This is a genomic window from Halostella limicola, from assembly GCF_003675875.1.
Taxonomy (GTDB): Archaea; Halobacteriota; Halobacteria; order Halobacteriales; family Natronoarchaeaceae; genus Halostella; species Halostella limicola.
Genome location: NZ_RCDI01000007.1, coordinates 64,473 through 81,139 on the forward strand (window position 1 = coordinate 64,473; position 16,667 = coordinate 81,139).

Annotated in this window: 16 protein-coding genes; 2 read left to right on the top strand and 14 right to left on the bottom strand. The window is 70.9% G+C overall.

Annotated elements, in window-relative coordinates:
• Position 1 precedes the first annotated feature (1 nt).
• Both D8670_RS19390 and D8670_RS19395 read right to left on the bottom strand, forming a co-directional pair.
• Entirely contained in the window at positions 2 to 304 is a 303-nt protein-coding gene (locus D8670_RS19390) for a cupin domain-containing protein (protein ID WP_121819775.1), read from the bottom strand.
• Positions 305 to 356: 52 nt separating this feature from the next.
• Positions 357 to 1,772: a hypothetical protein gene (locus D8670_RS19395; protein ID WP_121819847.1), complete on the bottom strand. Its 1,416-nt coding sequence runs from the start codon at positions 1,770 to 1,772 to the stop codon at positions 357 to 359.
• 88 nt (positions 1,773 to 1,860) lie between these two features.
• Between D8670_RS19395 and D8670_RS19400 the strand changes: the two genes are divergently transcribed.
• Positions 1,861 to 2,262, top strand: coding sequence for a MoaD/ThiS family protein (locus tag D8670_RS19400; RefSeq protein WP_121819776.1), 402 nt, complete (start codon positions 1,861 to 1,863; stop codon positions 2,260 to 2,262).
• Between the two features lie 37 nt (positions 2,263 to 2,299).
• On the opposite strand, the gene D8670_RS19405 is transcribed toward D8670_RS19400, so the two are convergent.
• The 8 genes from D8670_RS19405 to D8670_RS19440 all read right to left on the bottom strand — a co-directional run bounded on the left by D8670_RS19405 (position 2,300) and on the right by D8670_RS19440 (position 11,647).
• Positions 2,300 to 3,574 (bottom strand): P-loop NTPase, encoded by a 1,275-nt coding sequence (locus D8670_RS19405; RefSeq protein ID WP_121819777.1) that lies wholly within the window; start codon positions 3,572 to 3,574, stop codon positions 2,300 to 2,302.
• A gap of 1 nt (position 3,575) precedes the next feature.
• Positions 3,576 to 4,295, bottom strand: coding sequence for a hypothetical protein (locus D8670_RS19410; protein ID WP_205254131.1), 720 nt, complete (start codon positions 4,293 to 4,295; stop codon positions 3,576 to 3,578).
• Positions 4,292 to 5,191, bottom strand: coding sequence for a HEAT repeat domain-containing protein (locus D8670_RS19415; RefSeq protein WP_121819778.1), 900 nt, complete (start codon positions 5,189 to 5,191; stop codon positions 4,292 to 4,294). The genes D8670_RS19410 and D8670_RS19415 overlap by 4 nt, the downstream gene beginning before the upstream one ends.
• Positions 5,188 to 6,213, bottom strand: coding sequence for an ethylbenzene dehydrogenase-related protein (locus tag D8670_RS19420; protein WP_233752285.1), 1,026 nt, complete (start codon positions 6,211 to 6,213; stop codon positions 5,188 to 5,190). Before D8670_RS19420 ends, D8670_RS19415 begins: the two co-directional genes overlap by 4 nt.
• Positions 6,210 to 6,905, bottom strand: a complete 696-nt coding sequence (locus D8670_RS19425) for a TorD/DmsD family molecular chaperone (protein ID WP_121819779.1) — start codon at positions 6,903 to 6,905, stop codon at positions 6,210 to 6,212. The genes D8670_RS19420 and D8670_RS19425 overlap by 4 nt, the downstream gene beginning before the upstream one ends.
• 4 nt (positions 6,906 to 6,909) lie before the next feature.
• Positions 6,910 to 8,091, bottom strand: coding sequence for a 4Fe-4S dicluster domain-containing protein (locus D8670_RS19430; RefSeq protein WP_121819780.1), 1,182 nt, complete (start codon positions 8,089 to 8,091; stop codon positions 6,910 to 6,912).
• Entirely contained in the window at positions 8,091 to 11,252 is a 3,162-nt protein-coding gene (locus tag D8670_RS19435) for a molybdopterin-containing oxidoreductase family protein (RefSeq protein WP_121819781.1), read from the bottom strand. The genes D8670_RS19430 and D8670_RS19435 overlap by 1 nt, the downstream gene beginning before the upstream one ends.
• A gap of 137 nt (positions 11,253 to 11,389) precedes the next feature.
• Complete coding sequence (locus D8670_RS19440; protein WP_121819782.1) at positions 11,390 to 11,647, bottom strand: DUF2061 domain-containing protein; 258 nt, start codon at positions 11,645 to 11,647, stop codon at positions 11,390 to 11,392.
• A gap of 313 nt (positions 11,648 to 11,960) precedes the next feature.
• On the opposite strand from D8670_RS19440, the gene D8670_RS19445 reads away from it, so the two are divergent.
• Positions 11,961 to 12,923: an AAA family ATPase gene (locus D8670_RS19445; RefSeq protein ID WP_121819783.1), complete on the top strand. Its 963-nt coding sequence runs from the start codon at positions 11,961 to 11,963 to the stop codon at positions 12,921 to 12,923.
• Between the two features lie 25 nt (positions 12,924 to 12,948).
• Here D8670_RS19445 and D8670_RS19450 read toward each other — a convergent pair whose 3' ends face one another.
• From D8670_RS19450 to D8670_RS21420, 4 genes are read right to left on the bottom strand one after another with little or no spacing between them, the layout of a single operon-like run.
• Positions 12,949 to 13,671, bottom strand: a complete 723-nt coding sequence (locus D8670_RS19450) for a DUF7519 family protein (protein WP_121819784.1) — start codon at positions 13,669 to 13,671, stop codon at positions 12,949 to 12,951.
• Complete coding sequence (locus tag D8670_RS19455) at positions 13,668 to 15,023, bottom strand: DUF58 domain-containing protein (protein ID WP_121819785.1); 1,356 nt, start codon at positions 15,021 to 15,023, stop codon at positions 13,668 to 13,670. Before D8670_RS19455 ends, D8670_RS19450 begins: the two co-directional genes overlap by 4 nt.
• Positions 15,020 to 15,670 carry a DUF7269 family protein gene (locus tag D8670_RS19460; RefSeq protein WP_162994381.1) on the bottom strand — a complete coding sequence of 217 codons (651 nt, stop codon included), beginning with the start codon at positions 15,668 to 15,670 and terminating at the stop codon, positions 15,020 to 15,022. The genes D8670_RS19455 and D8670_RS19460 overlap by 4 nt, the downstream gene beginning before the upstream one ends.
• Positions 15,667 to 16,551: a DUF4129 domain-containing protein gene (locus D8670_RS21420; protein ID WP_193569476.1), complete on the bottom strand. Its 885-nt coding sequence runs from the start codon at positions 16,549 to 16,551 to the stop codon at positions 15,667 to 15,669. The genes D8670_RS19460 and D8670_RS21420 overlap by 4 nt, the downstream gene beginning before the upstream one ends.
• Positions 16,552 to 16,667: the final 116 nt, after the last annotated feature.

Sequence of the window (16,667 nt, forward strand, 5' to 3'; positions counted from 1 at the left end):
ACTACTCCTCGGTCGGCGCGAACACGACCAGCGCCGTCGCGTCGTCGACGGCCTTCGGCGAGATCTCGCGTTCGCCGCTGAACTGCACGGCGTCGCCGGGGTTCACGGCGTGGCTCTCGTCGTCCAACCGGAGCTCGATCGTCCCCTCGATCCCGTACAGCACGATGTCGTACCCGGGGTGCTGGTGGCGCGGCACTTCCTCGCCGGCGTCCAGTCGCAGGCGGACCGTCCGCGGGCGGTGCTCCTCGAACACTTCGGCGTGCGGGGCTTCCTCAAGCTCGTCGACCGCGGTCAGTTCGGCCATCGTTCGGCGCTACGTCCGCGCGTTCGGTACCCCTTTACCCGAATATGTTTGGCTATCGCGTCCCGCCCGCCGGGGAGTCGTCGTCCCCGCCGCTCGGACGGCCGTCGTCCGGGGCCGCGTCGCCGGTCCCGCCCCCCGCCCCGACGAGAACGGCGGGGATCGACTGCGGCCCGTGACGCCGCAGCACGAACAGGAGGTTGGCCGCGAACGCGAGGACGCCGGCGAGGACGAGCCCCCCGGCAGCGGTGGCGAGAAGCGACGGACCGTCCGTCGCGACGGCGGTCGTCCCGCCGCCCGCCGCGCCGAGCAGGTCGATCGCCGCGAGCGCGCCGACGCCGCCGACGAGGGCGACGAAGTCGGCCGCCGCGACCCGGTCGTCGTAGAGGTCGTCGATCATCGGCACCTGCTCGAAGCCGAGCAAGTCGCTGTACCGGTGGACCCACACGATGAACGGGACGACGTGGTACAGGGTGCCGAGCACGACGAACCCGACGGCGGCGAGCAGGAGGGTCCGTGCCCCGGGCGCGCCGAACGTCGCCTCGGGGGCCAGCGGGTCGGCGACCCACGACGGGGCCGTCAGGAGCGCCCAGACCGTCATCGCTCCGGCCGCGACGGCGTACCGCGAGAGCATCGGCGTCCGCGGGACGCTCGACTCGGCGAGTTTCCGCGCGAGAATCGCGGCGACGCAGAGGACGCTCCCGACGACGAGGACGCCCCCGACGCGGGCGAGCAGGAGGTTCTCGACCAGCCGCCCGCCGGCGAGCGCGACGACGCCGGCGGGATAGCCGACCTCCTCGGCGGCCTGCAGGTACCGGTCGACCCCGTGCAGTTCGGTCTGCGTGAACATCGTCGCCAGCTGGTACAGGGCCCCGAACACCGTCGTCAGCACGGCGCCGAAGACGGCGAGCGTCGCGTGCGTCCGCACGACGTTCGGGCGCACGACCGGCAGGTCGGCGAACACGGGGCGCGTGAACCCCACCGCCAGCGTCAGGCCGAACGCGGTCAGCGCGAGGAAGTACGCGAGCGCCAGCGCGAAGTGGCGCTCGGTCACGTCGAGCGGTCGCGCCGTCGCCAGCGTCCGGCCGACGTTGTAGACGAACGTCCAGAAGCCGGCGAGCATCGCCCCGCCCGCGAACGGGAGCAGGTCGAGCCGCTCGGTCAGGAGCGCGCCGGCGAACCCCGCCAGCCCGGCCGCGATGAGCCACAGCTGGACCCCGGCGAGCCGCTGCGAGTGGAGTTCGGTGCCGGACCACACCGGGACGAACTGCGTCATCGCGCCCATGATCGTGATACAGACCCAGCCGGCGAGCAGGAGGTGCAGGTGCGCGAGGTCCGTAACCGGCCCGTCGGCGACCGCGCCCGCCGCGACGGCGGCGACGAGAAAGCCCAGGGCGACGACGAAGTGCCGGAGCGGGACCGCCATCGGCGGCTGCGCGTCGGTCTCGATGTCTCCGGGAACGGCGCTCATAGGCGATCGATCGGGTCCGCGCTCCGTCGCCGTACCCCCGAACATATTCGCGGCGAAAACCAGACCCCTTCGGAACGAACCGGGCGGTATGGCCGAGACCAGACAGGCGTCAGCGGCGTCGGAGACGGGGGAAACGACGGTCACGGTGAAGTGCACCGGACACGTCCGGATGGAGGTCGGCGAGCCCGAGTTCGAGTACTCGTTCGAGGGTGACACACTCCGTGACTTCCTCGACGCGTTCTTCGAGGAGCACGACGTCGAGGAGATGCTCGTCGCCGAGACGGAGGCCGACGCGTCGACCGACGGGTGGGCGCCGTCGCCGGACGAGTTGCCCGGCACCTGGAAGAAAAACCCCGAGGGCGAGCAGACCCGGACCTACGCCCGCGTCGTCGTCAACGGGACGTTCAACGAGCACCTCGACGGGTTCGACACCGAACTCGACGACGGGGACCGCGTGGCGCTGATGTACCCGTTCATCTTCTGCTGTTGAGCGCCGGGGATCCCGAAGGGACCCCAACTGCGGCGGATCAGGCCGTCTCCGGCCGCGACACCGCCATCACCCACTCGTCGGGTCCCCGTCGTCGCACGTCGCACCGGTCGAAAGCCTCGTCGAGCGGACCGCCGTAGCCGACCGCCTCGGCGAGCATCGACGCGAGCGGCGACGGGTCGTGGTCGTTGACGAGGTAGAACGTCTCGCCCGGCTCCAGTGCGCGGAACTCCTCGACCGCCTGCTCGTGGCGGATGTTCGGCGGGAGCCCCCGGATGTCGAGAGCGTGGTCCGGCACGTCGAGCGTCTCCTGCTCGTCGAGCCGTTCGAGCACGTCGTCGGCCAGCGACGCCACGGCGTCGGGAACGTCGCCGTCCGTCTCTCGCACCGCCTCGTCGAACGGGAGCTCGCACAGCACCGGCTGGTCGAGTTCCCCCTCGACGTCGGCGTCCGGGAAGAGGTCGTGCTCGCGGCCGCAGTCGCAGGTGAACCCGGCCATGTTGACGACGGTACCGAGGACGGGGACGCCGTTCTCCTCGAACAGCGCGGCGCTCCGGGCGGTGTCGCCGACGCTCGTCGGGTACGGCGTGGTGACCAGCACCGCGCCGTCGACGGGGAGCGACTGCAGCGCGGTCAGCACGACGTCGCCGGTGCCCGGCGGAAGGTCGACCACCAGCGCGTCGAGGTCGCCCCACGCCGTGTCCTCGAACAGTTCGCTCACGGCCTCGTGGGCCATCGCGCCGCGCCACGCGATCGGCGCGTCGTTCGCGATCAGTCCGACGCTCATCGCGGCGAGGCCGTCGCGTTCGAGCGGCTCGGCGTCGCCCTCGGCGTTCGCCGACACCGGCCCGTCCAGGTCGAGGAGTTCCGGCACGTTCGGGCCGTAGATGTCGGCGTCGAAGAGCCCGACGTCGCGCCGCGGGTCCGCCGACAGCGCCCGGGCGAGCTGCGTCGAGACGGTCGTCTTCCCGACGCCGCCCTTCGCGCTCGCGACGGCGATGACCGTGTCCACGCCGTCCGGGCGGTCGAGGCGGTCCTCCGACGCCTCGTCCGGCGTCTCGCCCTCGACGGTCGCGCGCTCGACGCCCGCCGTCGCGAGCGCCTCCCGACGGAGCGCCTCGGTCACTTCCTCGCCGGTCGGCTCGTCGAACCCGGCGAGGTCGACGGTGATCGTCACCGCGCCGTCGCGCGCGGACACGTCGGTCACCAGCCCGGACTCGACGGCGTTCGTGCCCAGATCCGGGTCTTCGACGGCGGTGAGCGCGTCGCGGACGCGGTCGCCGAGGTCGTCGTCGACTGCGACGTTGCCCGTCATGCTACCACGCCTCGAACTTTTCGACGTCCTCGTCCGACTCGCGCTCGGTCATGAGCGTCCCGCCGTAGGGACGGAAGTCGAGGTCGTAGGCGTTGGCGACGGCGTCCAGCGCGTCCTCGCGCGCGGCGATCCGGTCGGTGTCGAAGCCGAACGACTCGACGGCGTCGATCAGGTCGTCGTCGCTCACGTAGCCGTCGGCGTACGCCGACGCGATGCCGTCCCGGAGGATGTCGGCGTTGCGCCGCAGGCGCTTGGCCTCGTCGAACCGCTCGCGCATCCCGTCGGTGGGGCTGCCGCGGTCGAGCGGGATGTCGTCGAGCATCGTCGTCGCCTCGTCGTCGAACCGGTCGGCCATCCGGAGCAGTTCGTCGACCTGCTCCTTCGGAGCGAGTGCTTCCCAGGCGTCGCGGGCCTCGTCCGCGACGACCGCGTCGACCGCCTCCGCCCAGTCGGTCGATCGTTCGACGTCCTCGAACGCCTCCGCGACGAACGCGGCGACGTGCTCGTCGGGGACGGTGAGGCCGAGCGACTCGTCGAGGCCGCTCCCGCCGGCAGGGGACTCGCCACCCTCGCCGTCGCCGGTTCCGCGCCGGTCGCCGCCCGTCACGCGGCCGTCGTTCGTCCCGCTCGCGCCGCCCGCGTCGGGGCCGCCGTGCCCGCCGCAGTCGTGGTTCTCGCCCGCTGCCTCGCCTGTGGTGTCGAGTTCGTAGCTGTCGGTCATCGTCGATCACGCTGTCCTTGCGTCAGGCCATCGGTCGCGCCGGCGGGGCCGCCGCCTGGTCCCTGCTGGCCCCGCTTCTGTCGCTCCCGCCTGGACCCCGGTCCGCCGCCGGGCGCGGCGTCGTCGTCCAGGCCGGCGTCGATCTGCTCCGGGTCGACGCCGCGGGCGGTGGCGAGCGCCCGCTTCGCCGACCGCCGCACGTCGTCGCTCCGGTCGTTCAGCCCGTGGCGCTCCAGCGCCTCCTCGGCGCGGTCCGTGCCGAGGTCGCCGAGGCTGGCCGCCGCCTTCGCCCGCACGAACGCCTCGGGTTCGCGGGCCAGCACGGCGGCGAGGATCCGCACGGCCTCCTCCCGGTCCTCGGCGTACTCCCGCAGGTAGTCCGCCGCGTACTCCCGGACACCCTGGTGCGGGTCCGACTTGATCCGCTCGACGAGCAGGTCCTGCGACGCCGCGCCCGTCTTCGACAGCGCGATGACGGCGTTCCGGCGCACCCACCCACTGTCGTCGTCGAGCGCGTCCCGAAGCGTCGACTCGTCGCCGGGCGCGGCCCGCGACTGCGCGACGACGGCCTCGGCGCGCACCCACTCGTCGGCGTCTTCCAGCGCCGACCGGATCGCCGCCCCGGCGCGGTCGGTCGCTCCGTCGGCCGCACCGACGGCGTGGCCGAGCGCCTCGACCGCGAACTGCCTGACGTCCGCGGACTCGTCGCCGGTCGCGCGCTCCGCCAGTCGTGCGACCGTCTCGGCGGCCAGCCCGCCGTCCTCGGCCAGATCGATCAGCCCGAGCGCGGCCCGCCGCCGGTCGCGCTCGCTGCCGGCGTCGAGCAGGTCGCGCAGCGACGCCTCGTCGTCGTCCGGCGCGCGGCCGCGCGCGCTCCGGTTCGCGTACTCGGTCATCGTCTCAGCCTCCAGTAGCTGACGAGCCACGCCGCGACCGTCGCGAGGACGAGGGCGGTCACCCAGTTGGTCGCGGAGCGGGCCAGCCACATCACCGACTCGCCGGCGTCGTCCCCGCCGCTGCCGGCCTCGCCGCCCTCGCCGCCGCCGTCCTGCGCGGCGCTCAACTCGCCGTTCTCGGTGTCGAGCACGGTGAACTGCATCGTCAGCGACTTCTCGCCGTTGACCTCGTCGGCGCTCCCGTTCCAGACGGCGAACGCGAGGTACATCTGGTCGGCCTCGTCGAAGGCGGCGTCGTGCTCGCCGGCGGCCTCGCGCTCGCGGACGAACACGACCGACCAGCCGTCGTCGGTGCGCTCGGAGCTCGCCGCGACGGGCTGTTCGGGCGCGTGACTCAGCGAGCCGTAGCCGCGGGCGTAGTAGTTCTGCCCGTAGCTGTCGTAGCTCATCTGCGACAGCGGGTTCCCGGCGGCCTGCCCCGGCTTCGTCTCGCCGTCCGGGTGCGGGTAGCCGTACATGTCGCCGCCGGGGTCCGCGTCGGAGCGCTCCCAGCTCGACCGCCAGTACCAGATGTTCACCGGATCGCTGTCGCTCCCCATGTCGATGGGCGGTTTGCTCCCGCTCCGGAGCATGATCGCCGCGGCGTCGCTGTACTGGCCGGGCTCGCTGATGTTCGTGTCCGCGGTCGGGTCCTCCCACTCCAGGCGGAAGGCGACGTGCGTGTCGTTGGTCACCGACTGCACCGTGATCTCGTCGACGCTCCCGCCGCCGCGGGGGACCGCCATCCGCTGGGGTTCGAGCGACATCTCCCGCGTCGGGGCGTCGTCCCACTTCGCGGCGTCCGGCTGCGCCGGTACCCGATCGACCGACTGCATCGGCTGCTCTCCGGCGGTCACGACGCTGACCAGCGCCACCTGCCCGACCATCATCAGGACGCAGACGATCACGGCCAGCTTGGTCGCCCGCCGGGCCGCAGCCCGGTCGATCCAGGGGCGCCCGAGGTCGCGGAGCCGCGGGATCACGGCGCCTCACCTCCCTCGGCGGGGGTCGGCTCCGGGGTCGGATCCGGATGCTTCCCGTTGTCGTAGGTCACCAGCGTCTCGACCAGGTCCGCGGCGGCCTCGTACGCGGCGGAATCGGCCGTCTTCCGGAGGTCGTGGGCCATCGCGGGCACGAACTCGACGAGGTGGTCCGAGAGCACCGTCGCCTCCGCCTGCGCGACGCGGTCGGCGGCGGCGCCGTCGCCCTCCGACAGCGCGACGGCGCGCTGTCCCGCGAGCACCTGGGCCAGCTCGAGCTCGGCGGCGACGTGGTCTTGACGCTCGGCGAAGTCGTCGCTCGGTTCGACCCCGAACTCCTCCATGAGGCCGACGACGGTCGCGATGCGGCGCTGCTCGATGCTGAGCTCGTCCCGGGTCGTGTAGTGGGCCTCGTACGGGATCACCGCGTACGTCCCCTCGTCGGCCGGCACGCCGAACAGGTCGTTGTACGCCGACTCTAGCTCGTCGACGGGCGTCTCTTCGACGGCGTTCAGCAGCGCGTCCGCCTCCTCGGCGACGGTGAGGCGCTCCGCGGCGCGTTCGATCCCTTCCCGGGCCTCGGGATCCGTCAGTTCACGAACGGTGCGGTCGTCCGGGTACGTGAACGCCGCGGCGGCGGCGCAGTAAAGCGTCGCCCGCGCGGCGTGGTACTCTGGGTCGGTGTTTCGGCTCATGGCTCTAGGGCTGGTTGGTCCACATCTCGCCCTCGCGGACCTCGAGTTCCTCCTCGAACGGCATGTCGACGACCTTGTTCCCCTTGCGGTCCCATCCCTTCACGCGGTGTTCTTTCACGGTGTAAGTCTCGATCAGCCGGGTCGTCGCGCCGAACAACTGGAGGATGCCGAGCACGTGGTGGCTCGGGTTCCGCACGCGCTCCTGGATGATCTCGATCGACTCGCGGTACGTGCTTCCGGGCCACTCGTTGAGCTTGTCCCCGGTGTTCGGCGTGAACATCTGGGTGAGGAAGTCCGGCGGCACGTGGTACGGCGGCATGTAGAACACCTGCGGCCGGGTGCCGAACTGCGGGTACAGCGGGAGGCCGACCTTCTCGTCGCTCTTGGCGAGGTAGTTGACCGGGCTGCGGCCGTCGGCCGCCGACCGCGTGCCGTTCGGGTGGCCGGCGTCGGGGCCGCGGTTGATGTTGCCGTGCAGGCGCGTCTTCCCGATGCAGGAGGAGACGCATCGGGGGACGTTCCCTTCCTCGATGCGCGGGAAGCAGCCGACCGGCTTCTCCGAGATCCCCGTCTCGGGGTTGTACATCGGCTTGTGGTACGGACAGGACTTCACGCACTTGCGGTAGCCGCGGCAGCGCTCCTGGTCGAGCAGGACGATGCCGTCCTCCTCGCGCTTGTAGATCGCCTTGCGCGGGCACGCCGCGAGGCAGGCCGGGTTCTTGCAGTGGTTGCAGAGCCGCGGCAGGTAGAACTGCCACATGTCGTGGTACTCGCCGTTCTCGACGTCGCTCTCGACAACGTCGCCGGTCGGGTACTCCCCGTGGACCTGATCGTCGCCGAGCGCGGGGTACTCCCACTCCTCCTTCTGGGCGACGTACCCCTTCACCTGCTCGTCCTCGCTCGCGGCCTCGAAGATGGTCTCGTTCTCGCCGAGGTCGTCGAGCAGGCGCATGTCCCAGCCCATCGGGTAGCCGCCGTAGGGCTCGGTCTCGACGTTCATCCACCACATGTACTCCTCGCCCTCCCCGCTGGTCCACGTGGACTTGCAGGCGAACGAGCAGGTGTTGCAGTTGATACACCGGTTCGTGTTGATGATCATTCCCCAGTGCCAGTCCCGCTCCTCCTCGCGGTGCTCGTAGGGGTAGCTGTGCTCGCGGCCGAGTTGTGGGTTGTAGGTTTCGGGCATCAGCTGTCACCTCCCTGCAACGTTCCGTCGATGTAGTTCTGAACGAGGTCGTCGCGGCGCGCGTCGCCAGGCCACCAGTCGGCCTCCTCGTACTTCTCGACCGTCACGAGGTCGTCGCGGTTCGTCCCGGTCGGGGCCCAGACGGTCTCCTCGTACCCGTGTTCCAGCTCCGCCCCGTGCCAGACGATGTCATCCTCGACCTCCTCCGAGATGTTCGGGTCGCCGAAGACGGCCTTGTGGACGAGGTCGTCGGTCTCCTGGGCGGGGTCCAGCCAGATGTTCGTCGTGACGTTGTACCCCTTGATCCCGTCCTCGCTCTCCTCGTCGTCCGGGAAGTGCTGTGGCCACCAGCCGTGCCAGATAGTGAGCTGTCCCATGTCGCCGGCCTCCCGGGGCCGCTGGCGCTCGCTCACCATCGCGCGGACGACGAGGTCGCCGCGCTTCCCGCTGATGCGGACGTAGTCGCCGTTCTCCACGTCGATGTCCTCGGCGTCGCTCGGGTGCAGCTCGACGAACGCCTCGCCGAGCGGCGGCGCGTCCTCCGTCTCGCCGTCGCCCGTCGGGAACGAGAAGTCGTCGACGAGCCGCTCGGTCCCCTCGGGGTCCGCACTGGTCGACCCGAAGTCCCGCGCCGACCAGATCAGGTTCCAGTCGGTCATGCCCCACGAGGAGTGGGTCCGGTACTTGGGGTGAGGGGTGTTGTAGTAGAACTGGTAGTCCTCGTCGTGGTACAGCGGGTTCTCCTCGTCTTTCGCCTCGTCCCACTTCTTGTTCACCCCGTAGGGCGTCCCCTCCGGGCTCTCGATGTGGTCGAGGTCGGCCCGTCCGAGTTCGAGGAACCGGTCTTCCTCCTTGTGGAACTCCATCCGACCGGTCTTCGTGTAGAACGGCCGGTCCTCGTGGATCTGCGAGTAGAACGGGATCCGCGGATAGGTCTTCAACTGGAGGCGCTCCGGGCCGTCCTCGATGTCCTCGACGTCGATGTCCCGGGTGGTCATCCCCGCGTCGAGCGTCTCCTGGATGTAGTTGCGGACGTCGCCGTCCTCGTCGAGGAACTCCGCGAAGTACTCGCGGTAGGAGTCGACGTTGCGCTCCTCCGGCGGGACCTTCTCGTCTAGCTTCTCCGCGACCATGGCCACGATCTCGCCGTCCTGCTTGGTGTCGTAGATGGGGTCCATCACCCCGTGGTCCATGTGCAGGAACGGGTTCTCCGGGCCGACGGTGATGTCGGGGTACTCGCACTCCAGCCACGAGGGAACCGGGAGGACGATGTCCGCGTGGCGCGCGGAGTAGGTCATGTGCATGTCCGAGACGACGAACAGCTCGTTCCCGGTGTCCGGATGCTTGACGAAGTTCTCGATGACGTGCTCCTGGTGTTTGGTCTGGTTCAGGAGGTTGCAGTTCATCGTCCACAGCACGGCCGGCCGGGACATCGTGTACGAGTCCGCGTTCTTCGGCATCACGGGCTCGTCCGCGTCGCCCTGCGGGACGAGGTCCAACTCGCGGTCGAAGTCGCCGCGGACATCATGGGGGTCGAGTTTCTCCCCGCCGAAGAAGGCGAAGGCGTACCCGGGGTACATCCCGTGGGCCGAGTGGCCGTCGGGGTTGACGTACGCCGGGTACCCGTCGAGGAGTTCGATCTTGTACTGGCCGGAGTAGTTGTAGTACCCCGCACCGGCTTCGCCGATGTTGCCGAGCATCGACTGGATGAAGAAGATGGTGCGCTGCAGCGAGTCGTTGGAGTGGAACCAGTGGTTGATCCCCTCGCCGGTGAACCACTGGCCCTTGTCGGCCTCCGCGAACTCCCGGGCGGTGGTCCGGAGTCCGTCGGCCGGGATCGTCGTTATCTCCTCGACGGTCTCGGGGTCGTAGTTCTCCAGGATGTTCGACTTCTGCCGGACGAAGTCGGTGTGGACGCCGACCGACCCGCCGTCGGCCAGCGAGACCTCGGTGTCGACCTCTAACTGCGGCGTCGCCGACATCTCGTCACCGACCTCCTCGCGGGTGACCGCGACCGGGTTACCGTTCTCGTCGAGCATCACGAAGTCGCCCCAGTCGTCCTCCTCGTGCTGGTCGTCGAGGTCCTCTGCGGGCGGCTCGTGGTCCGAGAAGACCTCGTGCGCGCGGAGATACTTGCCGTCGTCCTTCCGGATGAGCAGCGGGAGGCTGGTGAACTTCCGCATGAACTCCTCGTCGTACAGCTCCTCGTCGATGATGACGTGGGCGACGCCGAGCGCGAACGCCGCGTCGCTGCCCGGCCGGATCGGGAGCCAGCGGTCGCACTTCTGGACGGTCGGCGAGTAGTCCGGGTAGACGCCGACCATCTTCCCGCCGCGCTCGCGGGTCTCCTGCAGGAAGTGGTTGTCCGCGAGCTTGTTGTGGATCAGGTTCTTCCCCTGCATGATAGTGTAGTCGGCCTGCCGCCACGCCGACGCGTCCGAGTCGCTCGTCTGGTACCCCGTCGTGATGACGTGGCCCGGCGGCAGGTCCGCGTACCAGTCGTACTCCGTCCACTCGCAGCCGCCGAAGATCGACGCCAGCCGGCGGGCGGAGCCGTGGCGGGTGATGAGGCCGTCGGACTTGATGGCGTTGAACACGTGGAAGCGCTTGTTGTCCTCCAGGTTCGCCATCTTCTCGGCGATGAGGTCGATCGCCTCGTCCCAGGAGACGCGTTCGAACTCGTCCTCGCCGCGGCCCTCCGGGCTCGGGTCGTCGGGGTCCCACCCCTTCCGGACCATGGGGTACTTGATCCGGCTCGGCTCGAACGTCCGGCGGTGGAGCGTCAGCCCCTTCATGCAGCCGCGGGGGTTCCAGTGGCGGGTGACGCCCGCGTTCTCGTAGCCACCGGGGCCGCCGGGGCCGGGACTGCCCTCCTCCTCGTGGTAGATCTGTTCGGCCCTGATCGGCACCCCGTTTTTCATGTAGAAGTTCAGGGCGCACGACTGCGTGCAGTTGGGGTGACAGACCGTCCAGTCCACGCTGTCGTACGCGTAGATGTCGTGGTAGACCTGCTCCCACTCGCGGTTGGGGTAGGACTTGAGCGGGTTGTCTACCTTGGTGACGGGATCAACCGCCTCTGTCGCGTTCCACGCGGAGCCGACGAGCGCGCCGACCGCACCGGACCCGGCGGCGGCGAGGAAGTCGCGTCGCGAGAGACTCATCGCGGATCACCTCGCGTGGCGGAGCGTTCGATTGGCATACGCGTTCACCTCAATACTGACAACTCTTCAAGACCGGAGAGGCTTTTCAGCCGCCGAGAACGTCCCGGAACACGTTCGGCCGGTCGTTCATGCTAAACTCAGCTACCGGCGACGCCCCACGAGACGCGCGCCCACAACCGCTCGTAGCAGTAGTACGTCCCCGTCTTGAACAGGTTCGTCACGAACCCGATCTGGAGGGCGGCGCCCGTGTCGCCGGTGACGGCGAACGCGACGGTGACGGTGATCGCGACCATCAGCAGCCGGTACAGCAGAGTCTTGACCAGCGCTCGCGAGCGGGCCTCGACCGGATTCGGGAGGCGCCGACGCAGCGCCGGGAGGAATCGCGCGACTTGCATGATCGGTTACGTACTCGGCGGTTCGTAGCCGCCCTTCATTATCCCGCGGCCGCGTTCCCAGCCGATGGGAACCGGCTTTCTGGGTCACGCGCCGCGCTGAGAGGAACGCCGAGATCCGACGCTCTCTGGAACGATAACTTCCGATTAACACACCGAGGGACGGCCGCGGACGGCGTCGTCGGCGTTCGACGCGGCGACTCCCGAACCGGCCGACGCAGCCGCGAACGGAGTCGCGTCTCGTCCCGCCGGCGGTCCGGAGCGCCGGTTACCGCCGTCATAACGAAACGGCGAGGGGAAGACGAGGGAGACGACCATGGACGCCATCGACGTGAGCGAACAGTGCGACGCTATCCTCGACGAGATCGCGAGCGCGGTCGTCGTCGACCGGGAGACGCTGCGGACGGTGCTCGCGGGCTTTCTCGGCCGCGGACACGTGTTGCTGGAGGACGTTCCCGGTACCGGGAAGACCCTGACCGCTCGCAGCGTCGCCGCGGTGCTCGACCTCTCCTTCTCGCGCATCCAGTTCACGCCCGACCTGCTGCCGTCCGACGTGACCGGCACGAACGTGTTCGACGATCGGAGCGGGGCGTTCGAGTTCAACGAGGGGCCGATCTTCGCGAACGTGGTGCTGGCCGACGAGATCAACCGCGCGTCGCCGAAGACGCAAGCGGCCCTGCTGGAGGCGATGGAGGAGGGACAGGTCACCGTCGACGGCGACACGTACGACCTCCCCGACCCCTTCTTCGTCATCGCGACCCAGAACCCCGTCGAGCAGGAGGGGACGTTCGAGCTCCCCGAGGCCCAGAAGGACCGGTTCATCGTCAAGACGAGCCTGGGCTACCCCGAGATGGACGGCGAACTCGACCTGATCGACCGCCGCCTGGCGCGGACGAGCCAGCAGCCGACGACGACCGCGGTCTGCGCCCGCGAGACGGTCGACCGGCTCCGGATCGCCCCCGAGCGGGTCCACGTCGAGCAGGACGTGCGCCGCTACATCGCCGAACTGTCCCGCGCGACCCGGGAGGACGCCCGCGTGTCGGCCGGGGTCTCCCCGCGGGGCACCCAGCGGCTGCTGGAGGCGTCGCGGGCCACGGCGGCGCTGTGGGGGCGCGAGTACGTCACGCCCGAGGACGTCCAGCGGATCGCCCGGCCGGCGCTCGCCCACCGGCTCGTGCTCACCCCCGACGCGCGGGTCGGCAACGTGGAGAAGCGCGCGGTGATCGGCGACCTCCTTGACGAGGTGGAGGTGCCGACGGTCGGCGCGGCGTCGCGCTGATCCGGGACCGCCGCCGGCCCGACCGTCAGGCGTACAGCGCGACCGCCAGCACGATCGCCGCGCCGAGCAGCAGCACCAGCGCGAGGAGGGACACGCCGGTCACGTTCATCGCGTAGACCGCGCCGGCGAGCGCCACGGCCGCGACGCCGACGACCGCGGCCGCGCCGACGTGAACGACGGCGACGGCGGCCGTCTTCCCCCGCCGTCCGACCTGCTCGCCGAGGGAGATCGACTGCTCGCCCGCGTCCCAGGCCAGCACCGCGAGCGCCGTCGCGGCGAGCAGCGGGACCCGCCCCGCACCGTAGATAACGCCGCTGGTGAAGGCGGCGATCACGACGAGCGCCGCGCCGGTGCCGACGAGATACCGCGCCCGGATCTTCCGGCGGCTCGCGGGGCGCACCCCGAGCGCGAGCGCGGTCACGCCGAGCAGTCCGGGGACCAGTTCGAGCTGCCGGCTCAGCCGCTCGGGTTCGGTGATCGCGAGCGCGACCGCCGCGGCGGCCGCGCCGACGCCGACGAGCAGCAGGAGCCAGCCGACCGGCGCGCGGGCGCGACCGGCGTCGCGGCCGCGCTCCCGCAGCCCCGCGCCCGCGCCGATCGCGGCGACCGCGACGACTTCGACCCCGAGCGCGAACAGCTGTGACTCCGCGTTGGCGACGACGACGACCGCGGCGAGGGCCGCGACGACCGCGAGGACGGCCCCGACCGGCGTCGGCCGGTCGTCGTGGTCGCGGACGGTCGCGCTCATGCCGACCACCGCTCCGCGGCGCGCAGGAGGACGGTTCCGAGCGGCCGGTCGGGATCCCAGTCGATCACCGGCACGCCGGACTGATGCAGCGAGTGGACGCGGTTGTCCCGCTCGACGCGGGCGAGGCGGCCGCCGACGGTCTCGGCCGTCGTCACGTCGGGGCTGACGACGGTGACGGCGTTGCCGCCCGCCTCCAGCGACAGCGCCGCCTCCACGATCCCGTCGTCGGGCAGCGGCGACAGCAGGATCACCTGCGTGTCGCCGTCGAGGCGCTTGCGAAGCTCCGTGACCTGGCTCCGCAGGCGAGGGTCGCCGCCGTCGGCGTCCTCGTCCGGAGCGATCGCCTCGCCGAGGCGCTCTTCCCCGCCGTCCGCGACCGCGTGCGGCTCGGGTGACTGCTCGGCGTCTTCAGGCGGCCGCATCGACAGCGTCGGATGCGTCGCGAGCAGCCGCCGAGCGCGGTTGCCGTGGTCCGCCCCGGTTCCGGGCGCGAGCCAGAGCAGTTCGCGGCCGACCGCGGCGAGGCCGACGCGGTCGCGGGTCTCGATCAGCGCCGACAGCATCTCCTGGGCGGCGGCGACGCAGTAGGAGACGGCGTGCGGCCGGTCGTCCCCGCGGGCGCGGTACGCCGCCGCCCGCGCGTCGAGACAGAGCAGGACCGAGGCGGAGCGCTCCTCGCGGTACTCGACGGTGGTGAGGGTCCCGGTCCGCGCGTAGCGGTTCCAGTCGACCCGGCTCATCGGGTCGCCCGCGCGGTACTCCCGGGTCTGCTGGAACTCGATGCCGCTGCCGCCCTCGTCCGTGACGATACGGCCGGTGCGGTGCTGGGTCTGGGCGCGCAGCGGCACCTCCGGCACCGCCGCGTGGCACTCTATCTCCGTGTCCGTCGAGACGGTGGTCTCGACCTCGTGCATCCCGCTAATGTCACGGGCGATGACCGTCGCCGCCTCGAAGCGGTGGGTCCCGCGGCGCGCGGTCACCTCGTACGAGAACGTGGTCGACGCCCCCGGCCGGAGCACCGCGGCGTGTCGCGCGGAGCCGCCGGTCACCGGCAGCATCGGCGGCACACCGTCGACGATCCGCAGGTCCGGCAGGGTCGCGTCGCCGACGTTGCGAACGGTCACCGTCACCTCGGCCGGCTCGCCGTGGCCCGGCGCGGCGTCGCTGACGACGCGCTCGATCTCCAGGTCGACCGTCGGGGCCGGCGACACCCGCGGGTAGACGGCGTAGACCACGCCGACGATAGCACAGAGGAGCACGTACGGCCGCTTGCCGAACACGCCGACCGCCCCGGCGAACAGCGTCACGGCGACGACGCCCCGCCACCGGTCGGTCGTCCTCGTCGCGGTCACGAGCGGTCACCGCCGTCGTTCTCGTCGTCATCTCGCTCTCCCCCGTCAGCGAACACCGAATCACCCGGTCGGACGGCGATAGCGGCCGCCGTGCGGTGGAGGCCGCGCTGGAACGCGGACTTGCCCCGGAGCGCGGCGGTCACGCGCTCGCGCAACGAGAGGTCGGCGCCGCCCGCGAGAAACGACGCGGCGGCGGGGTCGTCAGTCCACTCGCCGCTGTCGACCCGGTCGCGGGCCTCCTCGCGGGAACAGCCCTCGGAGCGCATCACCGTCCCGATCGCCGCCGCCCGGAGGCGCTCGCGCACTTGCTCGTCGTCGTCGGAGAGCAGACGAGCGCGCAGGCCGAGCCCGTCGTCGGCCAGTCGGTCGACTTCGCTGCCCGGGTGGGGCGCGGTCGGCACCTGCTCGGGGTCGGGGGGCGTCGCCTGGTCGACGCCCGACCGGGTGCGCGCGGCGAGCACCGCGAGCACCGACAGCACCGCCAGCGCGCCGAGCGGGACGACGAGCAGGTAGTCGTTGCCAAGCCGCTCGACGACACCGGAGACGCTGACGCCCGACCCCATGGACGGGTCGACGGCGAGCAACAGCCCGACCGCCATCACAGCGCTGCCGACGGCGGCGAGCGCGTACCGGAGGGCGCGTCTCACTGTGACTCACCCCCGTCGGTGCGGCTCGGCTGTCCGCGGCCGTCGGCCGGCCGGGAGTCGCCGTCGTCGAGCCCGAGCTTCCGGTAGCCCTCCCGGGCGCGGCGCTTGCGGTCTTCGGTGATCCCCGCGCCGCCGTAGCGGACCTCCTCGAAGGCGTCGGTCAGCGTGCGGACGCCCTCCGGGTCCATCCCGGCCCGGACCGCCTCGCGAGCGAACTCGGCCGGCGTTGTGGACTCGGGGTCGTCCACGTCGAGCCGCCGGGCCATCGCCAGCCACAGCCGGTCGACTTCGTCGGCCGGCTCGACGGCCGGCCACTCGTCCCCGTCGTCTGCGTCGCCGGCGTCGCTCCCGCTGTGCAGCGCCGCGGCGACGAGCGCCAGCAGCCGCTCCCGATAGCGGTAGAGGAGCGCGCCGACCGCAGCGAGCCACGCCAGCGCGACCAGCCACGGGAGGGCGTCGAGCAACATGTCCCAGATGGTCGTCTGCCCGGGCATGAAGCTGTCAGCGTCCGGGTTGGGATTCTGGGGGTCGCTCGGCTCCTGCTGCTGTTGCTCCTGCTGCTCCTGCTGCTCCTGCTGCTGTTGCTCCTGTTGTTCCTGTACCTGCGTCGTCTCCGACCCGCCGCTCTCCGCCGACGCGCCCCCGTCGCTCTCGTCCGAGGACCCGCCGCCGCCGTCGCCGTCCGTCGAGTCCTGCTCCGACTGCATCTCGCTTTGCACGTCCGCGGCGTCCTCCTGACTGATCGGCAACTGCTCCCAGTCGAGGTCGATCACGTCGTCCGGGTCGGTCGACAGCGACGACTCCAGCGTCGTCGCCGAGACCCCGAGCGCGACGACACAGAGCAAGGCGATTGCGACCGAAACGTAGCTATCGGCGTTCATAGTGCGCGGTCAGAACGACTCGTCGGGCGCTGTCTCGCCCGAGGCGATCATCCATTCGAGCGCGTCTATGCCGCTACCGGCGTATAGTTATCCGTCAGGTAACTGCGTCAATCCCC

Excerpts from the sequence above, each read along its gene's own strand:
- D8670_RS19390 (WP_121819775.1), bottom strand. The coding sequence starts at position 304 with ATGGCCGAACTGACCGCGGTCGACGAGCTTGAGGAAGCCCCGCACGCC.
- D8670_RS19395 (WP_121819847.1), bottom strand. The coding sequence starts at position 1,772 with ATGAGCGCCGTTCCCGGAGACATCGAGACCGACGCGCAGCCGCCGATG.
- D8670_RS19400 (WP_121819776.1), top strand. The coding sequence starts at position 1,861 with ATGGCCGAGACCAGACAGGCGTCAGCGGCGTCGGAGACGGGGGAAACG.
- D8670_RS19405 (WP_121819777.1), bottom strand. The coding sequence starts at position 3,574 with ATGACGGGCAACGTCGCAGTCGACGACGACCTCGGCGACCGCGTCCGC.
- D8670_RS19410 (WP_205254131.1), bottom strand. The coding sequence starts at position 4,295 with ATGACCGACAGCTACGAACTCGACACCACAGGCGAGGCAGCGGGCGAG.
- D8670_RS19415 (WP_121819778.1), bottom strand. The coding sequence starts at position 5,191 with ATGACCGAGTACGCGAACCGGAGCGCGCGCGGCCGCGCGCCGGACGAC.
- D8670_RS19425 (WP_121819779.1), bottom strand. The coding sequence starts at position 6,905 with ATGAGCCGAAACACCGACCCAGAGTACCACGCCGCGCGGGCGACGCTT.
- D8670_RS19430 (WP_121819780.1), bottom strand. The coding sequence starts at position 8,091 with ATGCCCGAAACCTACAACCCACAACTCGGCCGCGAGCACAGCTACCCC.
- D8670_RS19435 (WP_121819781.1), bottom strand. The coding sequence starts at position 11,252 with ATGAGTCTCTCGCGACGCGACTTCCTCGCCGCCGCCGGGTCCGGTGCG.
- D8670_RS19440 (WP_121819782.1), bottom strand. The coding sequence starts at position 11,647 with ATGCAAGTCGCGCGATTCCTCCCGGCGCTGCGTCGGCGCCTCCCGAAT.
- D8670_RS19445 (WP_121819783.1), top strand. The coding sequence starts at position 11,961 with ATGGACGCCATCGACGTGAGCGAACAGTGCGACGCTATCCTCGACGAG.
- D8670_RS19450 (WP_121819784.1), bottom strand. The coding sequence starts at position 13,671 with ATGAGCGCGACCGTCCGCGACCACGACGACCGGCCGACGCCGGTCGGG.
- D8670_RS21420 (WP_193569476.1), bottom strand. The coding sequence starts at position 16,551 with ATGAACGCCGATAGCTACGTTTCGGTCGCAATCGCCTTGCTCTGTGTC.